A 13,685-nucleotide genomic window follows, 5' to 3' on the forward strand; every position below is an offset into this window, starting at 1 on the left:
CTGCTGTCTGGAGCTATTTATGCGCGAAGCGTTGAATCAAGGCCTGATCGACTTCCTCAAGGTCTCCCCTACTCCTTTTCATGCCACTGCCGCCCTGGCCCAGCGCCTGGAAGCGGCCGGTTACCAGCGTCTCGACGAGCGCGAGACCTGGACCACCGAGGCTAACGGTCGCTACTACGTGACCCGCAACGATTCCTCGATCATTGCCTTCAAGCTCGGCCGCCATTCGCCGTTGCAGGGCGGTATCCGCCTGGTCGGTGCCCACACCGACAGCCCGTGCCTGCGGGTCAAGCCCCAGCCTGAGCTGCAACGCCAGGGCTTCTGGCAACTGGGCGTGGAAGTCTACGGCGGCGCGCTGCTGGCGCCGTGGTTCGACCGCGACCTGTCCCTGGCTGGCCGCGTAACCTTCCGCCGCGACGGCAAGGTCGAAAGCCAGTTGATCGACTTCAAGCTGCCCATCGCCATCATCCCCAACCTGGCCATTCACCTGAACCGTGAAGCCAACCAGGGGTGGGCGATCAATGCCCAGACCGAACTGCCGCCGATCCTCGCGCAGTTTGCGGGTGACGAGCGCGTGGACTTCCGCGCCGTGCTCACCGAGCAGCTTGCACGGGAACATGGCTTGAACGCCGATGTGGTGCTCGACTACGAGCTGAGCTTCTACGACACGCAAAGCGCTGCGGTTATCGGCCTGAACGGCGACTTCATCGCCGGCGCACGCCTGGATAACCTGCTGTCGTGCTACGCGGGCCTGCAAGCCTTGCTCACCAGCGACAGCGAAGAAACCTGCGTACTGGTGTGCAACGACCACGAAGAAGTCGGCTCCTGCTCGGCGTGCGGTGCCGATGGCCCGATGCTGGAACAGACCCTGCGTCGCCTGTTGCCGGAAGGGGATGAGTTCGTACGCACCATTCAGAAATCCCTGTTGGTGTCTGCGGACAACGCCCACGGCGTGCACCCCAACTACGCCGAGAAGCATGACGCCAACCACGGCCCCAAGCTCAACGCCGGCCCGGTGATCAAGGTCAACAGCAACCAGCGCTACGCCACCAACAGCGAAACCGCCGGGTTCTTCCGCCACCTGTGCATGGCCCAGGAAGTACCGGTGCAGAGCTTCGTGGTGCGCAGCGACATGGGTTGCGGCTCTACCATCGGCCCGATCACCGCCAGCCATCTGGGCGTGCGCACCGTGGACATCGGCCTGCCGACGTTTGCCATGCACTCCATTCGTGAACTGTGCGGTAGTCATGATTTGGCGCATCTGGTGAAGGTGCTGGGCGCGTTCTACGCGAGCCGCGACTTGCCCTGATGTGGCATGGGGTTGATGTGTTTCTGATACACATCAACCCCACTTCCTGCAAACCGACCTAGACTTGTCAGTATTTCCACTCCGACAAGGCCGTCGCACCATGATCTCCATGTCCTCCTTCCACGCCATGCTTATCCCGATCCTGATCGGCATGATCATGCTCGCCGTGGGCTTCAACTTCCGTGACAAGCCCCTCGGCGTGTTTGGCATGTGGATTGGCATGCTGCTGATCCTGGGCACCGTGGTGTACAAGATCCTCGCAAAACTGGCTGAATGACGATTGCGCTCGTACACTCGGTCAACTCGTCGTTTCCAAGGTTGACCGCCTCGTGCTTTCCCGTCTGTTTGCCCTGCCCTGCTACTGCCTGATCGCCCTGCTGACGCTGCTGCCGCTGACGCCTGCCCATGCCGTGGGCTTGCCGGGCCTGCTCGGTAACACCAACAAGACCCAGCCCCAGGCCGAAGTGCCGCTGGGGCAGTCGTTGGACGAGGTGATCAAGACCTTGGAGAACGACCAGCAACGTACCCAGTTGCTGAGTGACCTGAAAAAGCTGCGCGAAGCCACGAAAAAAGCTCAACCGGCCGCGGAAGAAGGCGTGCTGGGGTTGATCGGCGGCACCCTGGCCAACCTGGAAGCGCAGTTCTCTGGGGCCGACAGCCCGCTGGGGCGCTGGTCCAATGAAATCGACCTGGCCAAAGAAGAACTCAGTGCGCTGATGCTGCCAGCCAACGAATGGCTGCCGATCATTTTCGGTTTTGCCCTGATCCTTGCCGTGTGGAGCCTACTCGCCGCCGCGCTGATCTGGCTCAGTCACCGCGTGCGCGAACGCTTCGGCCTGCCCGAAGAACTGCCGCAACACCCGCGTACCTGGGACATGGTGCGTTTTGCCCTGCGTAAACTCGGCCCATGGCTGATCGCGCTGGTGATCACCGTGTACCTGAGCTACGCCCTGCCCTCGTCCCTGGGCAAATCCCTGGCGATGGTGTTGGCCTACGCACTGGTGGTCGGCACCTGTTTCTCGGCGATCTGCGTGATTGCGTTTTCGCTACTCGACGGCCCGCATCGCCATCGAGCGCTGTATATCCTGCGTCACCAAGCTTTCCGCCCACTGTGGTGGATCGGCAGTTTTGCCGCCTTCGGTGAAGCCTTGAGCGACCCACGACTGGTCGCAGCGCTTGGGCAACACTTGTCCCATACCGCCGCGACCATCGCCAATGTGATGGCGGCGCTGTCTACTGGCGTGTTCATCCTGCGTTTCCGCCGGCCTATCGCCCACCTGATTCGCAACCAGCCGCTGTCACGCCGCCTCACACGCCGCGCCCTCAGCGACACCATCGAAATCATCGGCTCCTTCTGGTATATCCCGGCTTTGCTGCTGGTAGGTATTTCGCTATTCGCCACCTTTGTCTCTGCTGGCGATACCAGCACGGCATTGCGTCAGTCGCTGTTGTGTACGGTGCTGCTGGTGTTGTGCATGGTGATCAACGGCCTGGTACGGCGTCACGCCCTCAAGCCGCAACGCGGGCACAAGCGCCATGCGCTGTACTCCGAACGCCTGAAGAGCTTCGTCTACACCCTGGCCCACCTTATCGTATGGCTGGTGTTTATCGAGCTGGGCCTGCGGGTGTGGGGCCTGTCGCTGATCCGCTTTACCGAAGGCGACGGCCATGAAGTCAGCGTCAAGCTGTTCGGGCTGGCCGGGACCCTGCTGTTTGCCTGGTTGATCTGGATCCTCAGCGACACCGCGATTCATCACGCCCTCACCCGCTCGCGCAAAGGCCTGGCCAATGCCCGCGCGCAGACCATGATGCCGCTGATCCGCAACGTGCTGTTCGTGACCATCTTCATCATCGCCGCCATCGTCGCCCTGGCGAACATGGGCATGAACGTCACGCCGCTGTTGGCGGGTGCTGGTGTGATCGGCCTGGCCATCGGTTTCGGCGCACAGTCCTTGGTGGCGGACTTGATCACCGGCCTGTTCATCATCATCGAAGACTCCCTGGCCATCGATGACTACGTGGATGTCGGTGGTCACCTCGGCACCGTCGAAGGCCTGACCATCCGCACCGTGCGCCTGCGTGACATCGACGGCATCGTGCACACCATCCCGTTCAGCGAGATCAAGAGCATCAAGAATTACTCGCGGGAGTTCGGCTACGCGATCTTCCGCGTGGCCATCCCGTACAACATGGAGATTGACGACGCCATCAAGCTGATGCGCGATGTCGGCCAGAAAATGCGCAACGATCCGCTGCAGCGCCGCAATATCTGGTCACCGCTGGAGATTCAAGGCGTGGAGAGCTTCGAGTCGGGCAGCGCGATCCTGCGCGCGCGATTCAAGACCGCACCGATCAAGCAGTGGGAAGTGTCGCGGGCGTTCAACCTGTCCCTCAAGCGTCATCTGGACGAAGCCGGGCTGGACCTGGCTACGCCGCGCCTGAGTGTGCAGGTGGTAACCGCCGGCACTGTGCAGGAGAAAGATCAACAACAATAAACTCAGGAGAGGTCCCTATGCGTTTAACCGGTCTGACACACCCGTGGGTTTTCGGCGCGCTGTGCGCCGTTGCCAGCAGTGCCGTGATTGCCGCCAGCAGCGGCCAGGACAGCGCCCGTGAGGAAATTGCCACCCAGGCAAAAGCCCTTGAGCCGGCGCTGCTGGAAACCCGACGCGATATCCACGCCCACCCGGAATTGGGCAACACCGAAATCCGCACGGCCGAACTGGTTGCGAAACAACTGCGCGACCTGGGCCTTGAGGTAAAAACCGGCGTCGCCCGTACGGGCGTCGTTGCAGTACTGAAAGGCGCCCTCCCCGGTCCCACCGTGGCCCTGCGCGCCGACATGGATGCGCTGCCGGTGAAGGAAGTCGCCGACCTGCCCTTCGCCTCCAAAGCCAAAGGTACCTACCTGGGCAAGGAAGTCGACGTGATGCACGCCTGCGGCCACGACGCCCACGTCGCCATCCTGCTGAGCACGGCGAAAATCCTGAGCGGTATGCGCGAACGCCTGCCGGGCACTGTGGTGTTCTACTTCCAACCGGCCGAAGAAGGCCCAAGCGACTTCATCCCCGACGGCAAAAATACCTGGGGCGCCAAAATGATGGTGCAGGAAGGTGTGATGAAGGCGCCCAAACCGGACGCGGTGTTCGGCCTGCATGTGTGGGCCGGCGTGCCCGCCGGGCAGATTGCCTACCGTCCTGGACCGACCCTGGCCAGCTCGGACGATTTGCGCATCAAGATCCTCGGCAAACAGACCCACGCCGGCCGCCCTTGGGACGGCATCGACCCGATCACCGTGGGCGCGCAGACCATTGTCGGCCTGCAGACCGTGGTCAGCCGTCGCACGGATATCTCGTCATTCCCGTCGGTGGTGAGCATCGGCACCATCAATGGCGGCACGCGTTACAACATCATTCCGGAGTCGGTGGATATGACTGGCACCATTCGCTCCTACGACTACGGTATCCGTCAGAAGCTGCACGCGGACGTGCGCCAGACCGTGGAAAAAATCGCCGAAAGCGGCGGCGCCAAGGCCGAAGTCACCATCATCGAGAAGTACGATCCCACCATCAATAACCCGGCGCTGACCGAGAAGATGTTGCCGAGCCTGCGTTGGGCGGCCAAGGATGATGTGGTGCAGGGCCCACTGGTGGGCGGTGCTGAGGACTTCTCGTTTTATGCCAAGGAGGCACCGGGGCTGTTTGTGTTCCTGGGGGTGACGCCCAGGGATCAGGACATGAGCAAGGCGGCGCCGAACCACAATCCGGGGTTCTTTGTGGATGAGTCGGCGTTGGTGGTGGGGGTGAGGACGTTGGCGTCGTTGGCGACGGATTATCTCTATACCAACTAACCGCCGAGATGGTTTCCTGTGGTGGGCAGGGTTGACCTGTAGTGAGCGGGCTTGCCCCGCGCTGGGCTGCGCAGCAGCCCCTAAAAAGCCGGGAGCGCTTCGCACTCCAGCGCGGGGCAAGCCCGCTCACCACAGAAGCTCGCTCACCACAGCAAGCCCACCCGTCTCAGCCCGCGAGCGCAGCCCCGTCCATTTTCTGGCGCAAGCTCAACGGACGCATATCCGTCCAGACTTCTTCAATGTAGGCCAGGCATTCTTTCTTCATGCCGCTCTTGCCCACGGTGCGCCAGCCTTCCGGCACGGCCTTGTAGTCGGGCCAGATGGAATACTGTTCTTCGTGGTTGACCACTACCTGAAACAGGATGTCGTCGCGGTCAAATACTGAGGTCATTGCTGTTCTCCATCGCTAAAAGGCTGGCTGCGCACCGTGCGCAGCACTGATATCTGTAAAAACGTACCAAGCCTGCAAAAAATTAGAGGCTGGCGACCGCCGCCGCCAACGCACGTCCGAAGATGTCCGCCACTTGGTCGACTTCAGCCGCCGTGATCACCAGCGGCGGCAGGAACCGCACCACACTGCCGTGCCGACCACCGAGTTCCAGGATCAAGCCGCGCTTTAGGCATTCACGCTGTACCAACGGCGCCAGTTGGCGATGCACGGGCGGATGACCCTGAATGTCTAGTGGGCCATTTGGGTCCACCAGTTCGACACCCAGCATCAGCCCACGACCGCGAATATCACCCAGGTGTGGGAAGTCGCGTTGCAGAATGCGCAGGTGTTCGCCCAGGCGTTCGCCCATGGTCGCGGCGTGACCGGCCAGGTCGTGGTCCTTGAGGTAGCGCATCACCGCCGAGCCCGCCGCCATCGCCATCTGGTTACCACGGAAGGTCCCGGCATGGGCGCCCGGCAGCCAGGTGTCGAGCCAGTCGCGATACACCACCACCGCCAGTGGCAGGCTGCCGCCGATGGCCTTGGACATCACCACCACATCCGGAATGATGCCGGCGTGTTCGAAAGCAAACATTTTGCCGGTACGACCGAAACCACTCTGGATTTCATCGACGATCAACGCCACGCCCGCCTGCTCGGTGATACGGCGCAGGCCACGCAGCCAGTCGAGATCCGCCGGAATCACACCGCCCTCGCCCTGCACCACCTCGACAATCACCGCCGCCGGCAGTAGCACGCCCGCTTCCGGATCATTCAGCAGGTTTTCCAGATAATGCAGGTTGACCCGCACGCCCTCCGCGCCACCCAGGCCAAACGGGCAACGGTAGTCGTAGGGGTATGGCAAAAACTGCACGCCATTGCCGAGCAAGGCACCCAAGGGTTTCTTCGGCCCCAGGCTGCCCATCAGGCTCAAAGCGCCTTGGCTCATGCCGTGGTAACCACCCTGGAAGGACAGCACCGTGCTACGGCCAGTGGCAGTGCGTACCAACTTCAATGCAGCTTCCACCGCATCGGTGCCGGTGGGCCCGCAGAACTGGATCTTCGCCTCCCGCGCCAATGCCGGCGGCAACAGGCCGAACAGGTCCTGCACGAACTGGTCCTTGACCGGCGTGGTCAGGTCCAGCGTGTGCAGTGGCAGTTCATCGGCCAGCACTTGCTGGATGGCCTCGATCACCACCGGGTGGTTATGCCCCAACGCCAGGGTGCCGGCGCCGGCCAGGCAGTCGATGAAGCTGCGGCCTTCCACGTCTTCCACGTAAATACCCTTGGCGCGCTTGAGCGCCAGGGGAATACGCCGAGGGTAGCTGCGGGCGTTGGACTCCTGCTGGCGCTGGCGGGCGAGCAAGGGTGTTTCGTCGAACTGGTAGAGCGTTTCATGCACCTGGGCGTCTTCGATACGGCTGGTAGCGACTGACATTTCTCGATCCCTCAATACGCTGATGTGGTGACCAAACTGCCGATCCGCTGGCGTCTGGCCCAAGGGGCATGCGCACGGATTTCCTGTTCTGGAAACGCACCAGCATGAGAGGGATTTAGTGACTGTGATCGTTAACTGATGGATGAAGATCCAAATGTGGGAGCGGGCTTGCTCGCGAATGCAATCTGCCAGTTGATGGGAGTGGCGACTGACGCACCGCCTTCGCGAGCAAGCCCGCTCCCACATTTGAACCGCGTTCGGCATCAGAGCCCCAGGTATTTTTCGTTCAGCGCATACAAAATCGCGCAGGTCTCCCCGTCCAGAAACCCGCAGTAATCCCGAGGCCGAAAGTGCATCTGAAACGCCCTCGTTCTCTGCTGAAACCCTTGCCGATTTTTCGCAGGCGCATACCCGTAACGCTGAAACGCCCGCTCCACCTCGACCTCTGGCGGCAACCCGAGGCAAAAGCGGCGCTGGTACATTGCCCGCGTCGCCTCATCAAACCAGGCCCCTACCCCCGCCTCATGCAAACGCTGCCATGGCAGACGCGGCCCCGGATCACTCTTGGGCCCGTACGCCACGTCCGAGTGCCCGAGGATGTCGGTCGGCCCGATCTGCGGATAACGCCCCAGAACGTCGCGGACCAGCGCAATCAACACCTCGATTTGTTCCTCCCCGTAGGCAGGAAACGTGAACACACCGCCATCATCCCGCGCCAGGTTGACGATCTCGATGCCAATCGAGCGGCTATTAAGGTTGTCACGCCCCGCCCAATGGCTCACCCCGGCATGCCAGGCGCGTTTGTCCTCCTCCACCAACCGGAAGACCCGCAGTTCTTCATAGCCCGCAGCGCGGTAGCTGGGGTCCTCTGGATCGGGCAGCAGGTAGTGCGCACTGACCCCGTCCTGGGTCAGGGTGCGCAGGGAGGAGCCAAAAGGCACCGCGGTGTAATGCACGATCACCTGCCGCACGGGTTCGCCGTTGCGCTCGTTGAAGCCTTTGGCAGGGAAGCTTGTATCGATGACCAACATAAGAACCGTCCTTTTCAATACAGGCCGAGTCGTTCAGCCCGTTCAAGCGCAAAAAATTACCGCCATCCTGAAGGCTTGATGCTCAGGAGGGCGGTAACTATGTGGCACTTGAAAGAAAAGTGATCAGCGCCGTAGCGGCATGCCCAATTCGACGCGCAGGCCATCCGGCTGGCTGTCGAACTTCAAGGAGCAGGAGCAGCGCTGCACGATCGCTTGCACGATCGCCAGGCCCAGCCCGCAGCCTTCGCTGTTGCCATTGCGCCAAAAGCGTTGGGTCAGGTATTGCAGGTCCTCCGGCGAAATCTGCTTGCCGTGGTCACGCACGCAGAACACCACGTTATCCGCCTCGATCAATACGCGCAGTTCCACCCGCGTGTCCGCCGGCGTGTGGCGCAAGGCGTTGTCCAGCAGGTTGCGCAGGGCCGCGACCGCCAGGCCCACCGGCATTTCCACCGGGGTAACCGAGAGGTTATCCGGCAGGATCAGGTCGATGCGCGAGTTATCACCGGCATTGGCATCCTGGATGGCCAGCCGTGCCACGTCCTCGGCACTGGAGTGCATGCCATCGTCAAATGACAGGTTGCCCTCCACCCGCGCCAGCAGCAGCAATTGCTCCAGGGTGCGATGCAGGCGGTCGGCGCCTTCCTCGGCGTGGGCCAGGGATTGGTCGCGGGCTGCGCCGTCGGTCATGCGCGCCACTTGCAGGTGGGTCTTGATCGCTGTCAACGGGCTGCGCAGTTCATGGGCGGCGTCGCCGGTCAGGCGGCGTTCGCGCTCGATGGTCTTGGCGATGCGTTGCAACAATTGGTTCTGGGTGTCGAGCAGCGGCTTGAGTTCGCTGGGCAACGGGTGGATCTGCAGCGGTTCCAGGGAGTCCGCACTGCGCCGCATCAGAGCGTCACGCATGCGGTTGAGCGGCAGCAGGCTCTGACCGATGCCCAGCCACAACAGGCACAGACAGCCGAGCATTGCCACACCCACCGGCACCGAAGCGGCCAGCAGAATCGACAGGTTCAACGCCTCACGCTCCACCTGACGGTCGGCGGTGGTGATCAACAGGTCGCCACGGGATAGCGTGAAGCTGCGCCAATTCACCCCATCGATCACCTGATCACGAAAGCCACTCTGGCGCGATTCCAGGCCTTCATCCGGCGTGGCATGACTGCGCGCCAATACTTCGCCACGCAACGAACTGACCTGGCACGCCATGCCACCCGGCACGTTGAGTTGTGCCCCATGGAAATGCGCGCCGCCACTGACACTGGCCAGGCCCGGCATCTGCTCGGTCAGCCCCGCCACCATGCGCGCCGATGCCACCAGGCGTTGGTCGAGGGAGAACATCATCTGGTTGCGCAGATCGTTGAGCATCCAGGCTGCCGCCAGGGCCCAGATCAACACAAAAGCGGCGCCCAGCTTGAACGTCAGGCGCAGGCGCAGGCTTTTCACGATGCGTCCTCGCCCCCATCCGCAGGGCCCAGGCGATAGCCGAGGCCGCGCACGGTCTCGACGATGCCATTGCCCAATTTGCGCCGCAGGTGGTGGATATGCACGTTGAGGGCGTTGCTTTCCAACTCGTCGTTGAAGCCGTAGACGCTGTCCTTCAGTTGTTCACTGGACAGCACCCGGCCCTTGTTGTGCAGCAGGGCTTGCAACAGCGCCTGTTCGCGGCGCGACAGGTCCACCGGTTCGCCGCCCAGGAAGGTCTCGCGGCTGCTGGGGTCGTAGGCCAGGCGGCCATGTTCGATCAGGTTGACGCTGCGTCCCGCTACACGGCGCAGCAGGGTTTGCAGGCGGGCAGCGAGTTCGCGCAGGTCGAAGGGTTTGAGCAGGTAGTCATCGGCGCCGGCTTGCAGGCCGTCGACACGGTTGGTCACCGAATCGCGCGCGGTGAGGATCAGCACCGGAATCTCCAGGCCCTGGCTGCGCTGTTGCTGCAGCAACTTGAGGCCGTCTTCGTCCGGCAGGCCGAGGTCGAGCACCATGATATCGAACGTCGCCGCCTTGAGCATCGCGCGCGCAGCACCCGCCGTGGCCACGTGTTCGACGGTGAAACCTTGGGCGGTGAGGCCGGCCACAATGCCGCTGGCGATCAGTTTGTCGTCTTCACAGACCAGTACGTGCATGGTGAACCCTTCATGAAAGATGGGGAGATTAAAGGGGCAGCGGATTAAGCGCAGATTATGCCGCTAAACACCCCACACTCAATCTAGAATAGCCGTGGTTAATCATCGGTTAATCAACGCCACACATTGTGTGCCTACTTGCATCGAACTAAGGCTTGACCATGCGGCATCTGTTTACCTTTCTGCTGGTGTTGTTCGCGGGATTCGCCCAGGCCGCGCCGGGCAATCCGTTTGAGACCAAACCCGACTTCCTGCCGGTGGGCAAAGCCTTCACCTTTACCTCCGAACGTCTTGAAAGTGGCGAGACCCAGCTGTACTGGCAGATTGCCGACGGTTATTACCTGTACAAGCAACGCATGAAATTCGATGGCCTGGCCGAGAAGCCCGCGTTGCCGCAAGGCGAGGCGCATAGCGATGAATTCTTCGGCGACCAGGAGGTGTATCGCCAGGGCCTGGAAGTGAAGATCCCGGCTGGCGCTACCGGGCAGGTCAAGCTCGGCTGGCAGGGCTGTGCCGATGCGGGCCTGTGCTATCCGCCGCAGTCGATCACCGTGGACCTGGGCGGCAACCCGGCCGTCGCCGCGACCGCCGAAGCTCAGGATCAGAGTCTGGCCAGTGGCCTGCAACAACGCAGCCTGGGTTGGAGCCTGCTGATTTTCTTTGGCTTGGGACTGCTGTTGGCCTTTGCCCCGTGTTCATTGCCGATGCTGCCGATTCTCGCCGGTTTGGTGGTAGGCAGTGGCGCCAGCCCGCGTCGCGGGTTTGCCTTGGCCAGCAGCTACGTCGTGTGCATGGCGCTGGTGTATGCCGCGCTCGGCGTATTGGCTGCGTTGCTTGGCGCCAACCTCGCCGCGCTCCTGCAAACCCCATGGATCCTCGGCAGTTTCTCTGCGCTGTTCGTGATCCTCGCCTTGCCGATGTTTGGCTTCTTTGAACTGCAACTGCCGGTCTTCCTGCGTGACCGCCTGGACAACGTCAGCCGCCAGCAAAGCGGCGGCAGCCTGGTCGGCGCGGGAGTTCTCGGCGCCTTGTCCGGCCTGCTGGTGGGCCCGTGCATGACCGCACCACTCGCCGGCGCCCTGCTGTACATCGCCCAGAGCGGCAATGCACTGCACGGTGGCCTGATCCTGTTCGCCATGGGCATCGGCATCGGCATTCCGCTGTTGCTGCTGGTGACCGTGGGCAATCGCTTCCTGCCCAAGCCAGGCACCTGGATGAATGTGCTCAAGGGCATCTTCGGCTTCCTGTTCCTCGGCACCGCCGTGCTGATGATCCGTCCGGTGCTCGATGAAAGCTTGTGGATCGGCCTGTGGGGCACGCTCGCGCTGGTGATGGCCTACTGCGGCTGGACCCTGGCCCGCGAATACGGCCTGGCCGCCAAGGTGTTTGGCGCCGGTTCCCTGGTGCTCGGCCTGTGGGGAGCGGTACTGGTGGTGGGCGCAGCCGGTGGCAGCGATGACCTGTGGCAACCGTTGAAGGTCTACAGCGGTTCGCGGACCGCCGCCGCGCCGAGCGCCCACGACGCCTTCATGACCATCAGCGACCCCGCCGTGCTGCAAAGCCAGCTCGACAGCGCCAAGGCCCAAGGCCAGTGGGTGTTGGTGGACTATTACGCTGACTGGTGTGTGTCGTGCAAGATCATGGAAAAACAGGTGTTCGGCAAACCCGAGGTGATGGCTGCCCTGAAAGACGTACGCCTGCTGCGCCTGGACGTCACCGCCGACAACGCCGCCAGCCGCGAGCTGCTCGGCCGCTATAAAGTCCCCGGCCCTCCGAGCTTCGTGTGGATCGGCCCGGACGGTGAAGAACGCCGTGCCCAACGCATCACCGGCGAAGTGGATGCCGCCGCCTTCCTGCAACGCTGGACGCAAACACGGGACGCCCTCTGAATGCTGACCCTGACCATCGGCACCTTCGCCATCGCCCTGAATCACATCCTGCTGATCAGTGCGCTGATTCTCGCCACCCTGGTGGGCTGGCGCGTGGCCAAGCGTGGTGGTGAAAACCCGGAATCGGTGCTGTTCAGCCTGTTCCTGCTGGGCATGTTGGTGGCCCGCGTCAGCTTTGTGCTGATGTACTGGAGTGATTACAGCCACGCTCCGCTGCAGATGGTCGACCTGCGTGACGGCGGCTTCCTCGCCTGGCCGGGTGTGATCGCGCTGATCCTGGGTGCGCTGCTCTACGGCTGGCGCCGCCCGGCCCTGCGCAAGCCGCTGGGCGCCGGGGTGATCACCGGCCTGGTGTTCTGGGGCCTGACCAGTTTGTCCCTGAGCCTCTACGACAAAGGCTCGCAACTGCCGGACATCACCTTGCGCAACGCCAATGGCGACGTGGTGCAACTGGCCGATTACAAAGGCGGCCCGCTGGTGATCAACCTGTGGGCCACCTGGTGCCCGCCGTGCCGTCGCGAGATGCCGGTGCTGGAACGTGCCCAGCATCAACGCCCCGACGTGACCTTCCTGTTCGTCAACCAGGCCGAAAGCATGCAGAGCGTCAGCACCTTCCTCGCCACGCAAGGCCTGACCCTCGACAACGTGCTGTTCGACGCCAGCGGCCGCCTCGGCCAGGCCGTTGGCTCGATGGCCTTACCGACCACCCTGTTCTACCAAGCCGATGGGCGCCTGATCAACAGCCACCTCGGTGAACTGTCCCAGGCCAGCCTGGCCCGTGCCATGGAACCCTTCGACGCCACAATAAGGAAACCGACATGCCAAGCCTCCGCCACCTGCTGATCTCGCTGCCGCTGACGCTTGCGGCCACCCTGGCCCAGGCCGAAGACTGGCCGGCGCCGATCAAACAGATCGAAGCCAAGGGCGCCAAAATCCTCGGCAAGTTCGACGCCCCCAGCGGCCTCACCGGCTACGCCGCCCAGTACCAGAACCGTGGCATGGCCCTGTACCTGACCGCCGACGGCAAAAGCGTGATCGCCGGCAACCTGTACGACGCCCAGGGCAACGACCTGAGCAGCGCGCCGCTGGAGAAACTGGTGTACGCGCCGATGGCCAAGGAAGTCTGGGCCAAGATGGAAAAAAGCAGCTGGATCCAGGACGGCGATGTTAAAGCCCCACGCATCGTCTACCTGTTCAGCGACCCTAACTGCCCTTACTGCAACATGTTCTGGGAACAAGCCCGCCCGTGGGTAAAGGCCGGCAAGGTGCAGTTGCGCCACATCATGGTCGGTATCATCCGCGAAGACAGCCCAGGCAAATCCGCCGCGCTGTTCGCCGCCAAGGACCCGCAAAAGGCCTTGGAAGAGCATGAAGCCGCTGGCAAGGGCAGCAAGTTGCAGGCACTCGACAAGATTCCGGCGGATATCGAGGCCAAGCTTGATAACAACATGAAGTTGATGGACGAGCTGGAGTTGTCGGCGACGCCGGCGATTTTCTATCTGGATGACAAGGGTGGGTTGCAGCAGCAGCAGGGGGCGCCTTCGCCGGAGAAACTAGGCAAGATCATGGGGCCAAAATAGCGCCACCGTTTACTGCCAAAGGGGCTGTTAATCAA

12 protein-coding genes are annotated in these 13,685 nt (G+C 62.5%); 7 read left to right on the plus strand and 5 right to left on the minus strand.

The genetic code is table 11. The annotated features are described in order from the left end of the window. The first annotated feature begins 19 nt into the window (after window positions 1-19). The 4 genes from U367_RS0112845 to U367_RS0112860 all read left to right on the plus strand — a co-directional run bounded on the left by U367_RS0112845 (window position 20) and on the right by U367_RS0112860 (window position 5,159). Complete coding sequence (locus U367_RS0112845) at window positions 20-1,309, plus strand: M18 family aminopeptidase (protein ID WP_028617280.1); 1,290 nt, start codon at window positions 20-22, stop codon at window positions 1,307-1,309. Window positions 1,310-1,409: 100 nt separating this feature from the next. After that, window positions 1,410-1,586 (plus strand): hypothetical protein, encoded by a 177-nt coding sequence (locus U367_RS1000000132070; protein WP_010208820.1) that lies wholly within the window; start codon window positions 1,410-1,412, stop codon window positions 1,584-1,586. Window positions 1,587-1,638: 52 nt separating this feature from the next. Then, entirely contained in the window at window positions 1,639-3,804 is a 2,166-nt protein-coding gene (locus U367_RS0112855; protein ID WP_028617281.1) for a mechanosensitive ion channel family protein, read from the plus strand. A 17-nt stretch (window positions 3,805-3,821) separates the two neighbouring features. Further along, on the plus strand, window positions 3,822-5,159 hold the full coding sequence (locus tag U367_RS0112860; RefSeq protein WP_028617282.1) for an amidohydrolase: 1,338 nt from the start codon (window positions 3,822-3,824) through the stop codon (window positions 5,157-5,159). A gap of 166 nt (window positions 5,160-5,325) precedes the next feature. Here U367_RS0112860 and U367_RS0112865 read toward each other — a convergent pair whose 3' ends face one another. The 5 genes from U367_RS0112865 to U367_RS0112885 all read right to left on the minus strand — a co-directional run bounded on the left by U367_RS0112865 (window position 5,326) and on the right by U367_RS0112885 (window position 10,181). Then, window positions 5,326-5,550: an MbtH family protein gene (locus U367_RS0112865; protein WP_028617283.1), complete on the minus strand. Its 225-nt coding sequence runs from the start codon at window positions 5,548-5,550 to the stop codon at window positions 5,326-5,328. Between the two features lie 82 nt (window positions 5,551-5,632). Beyond that, window positions 5,633-7,027, minus strand: a complete 1,395-nt coding sequence (locus U367_RS0112870; RefSeq protein ID WP_028617284.1) for an aspartate aminotransferase family protein — start codon at window positions 7,025-7,027, stop codon at window positions 5,633-5,635. Window positions 7,028-7,290: 263 nt separating this feature from the next. After that, window positions 7,291-8,058: an N-acetylmuramoyl-L-alanine amidase gene (locus U367_RS0112875; protein ID WP_028617285.1), complete on the minus strand. Its 768-nt coding sequence runs from the start codon at window positions 8,056-8,058 to the stop codon at window positions 7,291-7,293. Window positions 8,059-8,181: 123 nt separating this feature from the next. Beyond that, the gene (locus U367_RS0112880) at window positions 8,182-9,504 is read right to left on the minus strand and encodes an ATP-binding protein (protein ID WP_028617286.1); all 1,323 of its coding nucleotides are present in this window, start codon (window positions 9,502-9,504) and stop codon (window positions 8,182-8,184) included. Then, window positions 9,501-10,181 (minus strand): response regulator, encoded by a 681-nt coding sequence (locus U367_RS0112885; protein ID WP_028617287.1) that lies wholly within the window; start codon window positions 10,179-10,181, stop codon window positions 9,501-9,503. Before U367_RS0112885 ends, U367_RS0112880 begins: the two co-directional genes overlap by 4 nt. Before the next feature lie 161 nt (window positions 10,182-10,342). Here U367_RS0112885 and dsbD point away from each other — a divergent pair, with 161 nt between their 5' ends. The 3 genes from dsbD to dsbG are packed head-to-tail and all read left to right on the plus strand — an operon-like array spanning window position 10,343 to window position 13,650. After that, entirely contained in the window at window positions 10,343-12,070 is a 1,728-nt protein-coding gene (gene dsbD / locus U367_RS0112890) for a protein-disulfide reductase DsbD (RefSeq protein WP_028617288.1), read from the plus strand. After that, complete coding sequence (locus U367_RS0112895) at window positions 12,071-12,913, plus strand: TlpA disulfide reductase family protein (protein ID WP_028617289.1); 843 nt, start codon at window positions 12,071-12,073, stop codon at window positions 12,911-12,913. Continuing rightward, window positions 12,889-13,650: a thiol:disulfide interchange protein DsbG gene (gene dsbG / locus U367_RS0112900; RefSeq protein ID WP_028617290.1), complete on the plus strand. Its 762-nt coding sequence runs from the start codon at window positions 12,889-12,891 to the stop codon at window positions 13,648-13,650. The genes U367_RS0112895 and dsbG overlap by 25 nt, the downstream gene beginning before the upstream one ends. Window positions 13,651-13,685: the final 35 nt, after the last annotated feature.

This window comes from Pseudomonas canadensis, assembly GCF_000503215.1.
Taxonomy (GTDB): Bacteria; Pseudomonadota; Gammaproteobacteria; order Pseudomonadales; family Pseudomonadaceae; genus Aquipseudomonas; species Aquipseudomonas canadensis.

Excerpts from the sequence above, each read along its gene's own strand:
- U367_RS0112895 (WP_028617289.1), top strand. The coding sequence starts at position 12,071 with ATGCTGACCCTGACCATCGGCACCTTCGCCATCGCCCTGAATCACATC.
- U367_RS0112845 (WP_028617280.1), top strand. The coding sequence starts at position 20 with ATGCGCGAAGCGTTGAATCAAGGCCTGATCGACTTCCTCAAGGTCTCC.
- U367_RS0112870 (WP_028617284.1), bottom strand. The coding sequence starts at position 7,027 with ATGTCAGTCGCTACCAGCCGTATCGAAGACGCCCAGGTGCATGAAACG.
- dsbD (WP_028617288.1), top strand. The coding sequence starts at position 10,343 with ATGCGGCATCTGTTTACCTTTCTGCTGGTGTTGTTCGCGGGATTCGCC.
- U367_RS0112865 (WP_028617283.1), bottom strand. The coding sequence starts at position 5,550 with ATGACCTCAGTATTTGACCGCGACGACATCCTGTTTCAGGTAGTGGTC.
- U367_RS0112875 (WP_028617285.1), bottom strand. The coding sequence starts at position 8,058 with ATGTTGGTCATCGATACAAGCTTCCCTGCCAAAGGCTTCAACGAGCGC.
- dsbG (WP_028617290.1), top strand. The coding sequence starts at position 12,889 with ATGCCAAGCCTCCGCCACCTGCTGATCTCGCTGCCGCTGACGCTTGCG.
- U367_RS1000000132070 (WP_010208820.1), top strand. The coding sequence starts at position 1,410 with ATGATCTCCATGTCCTCCTTCCACGCCATGCTTATCCCGATCCTGATC.
- U367_RS0112860 (WP_028617282.1), top strand. The coding sequence starts at position 3,822 with ATGCGTTTAACCGGTCTGACACACCCGTGGGTTTTCGGCGCGCTGTGC.
- U367_RS0112885 (WP_028617287.1), bottom strand. The coding sequence starts at position 10,181 with ATGCACGTACTGGTCTGTGAAGACGACAAACTGATCGCCAGCGGCATT.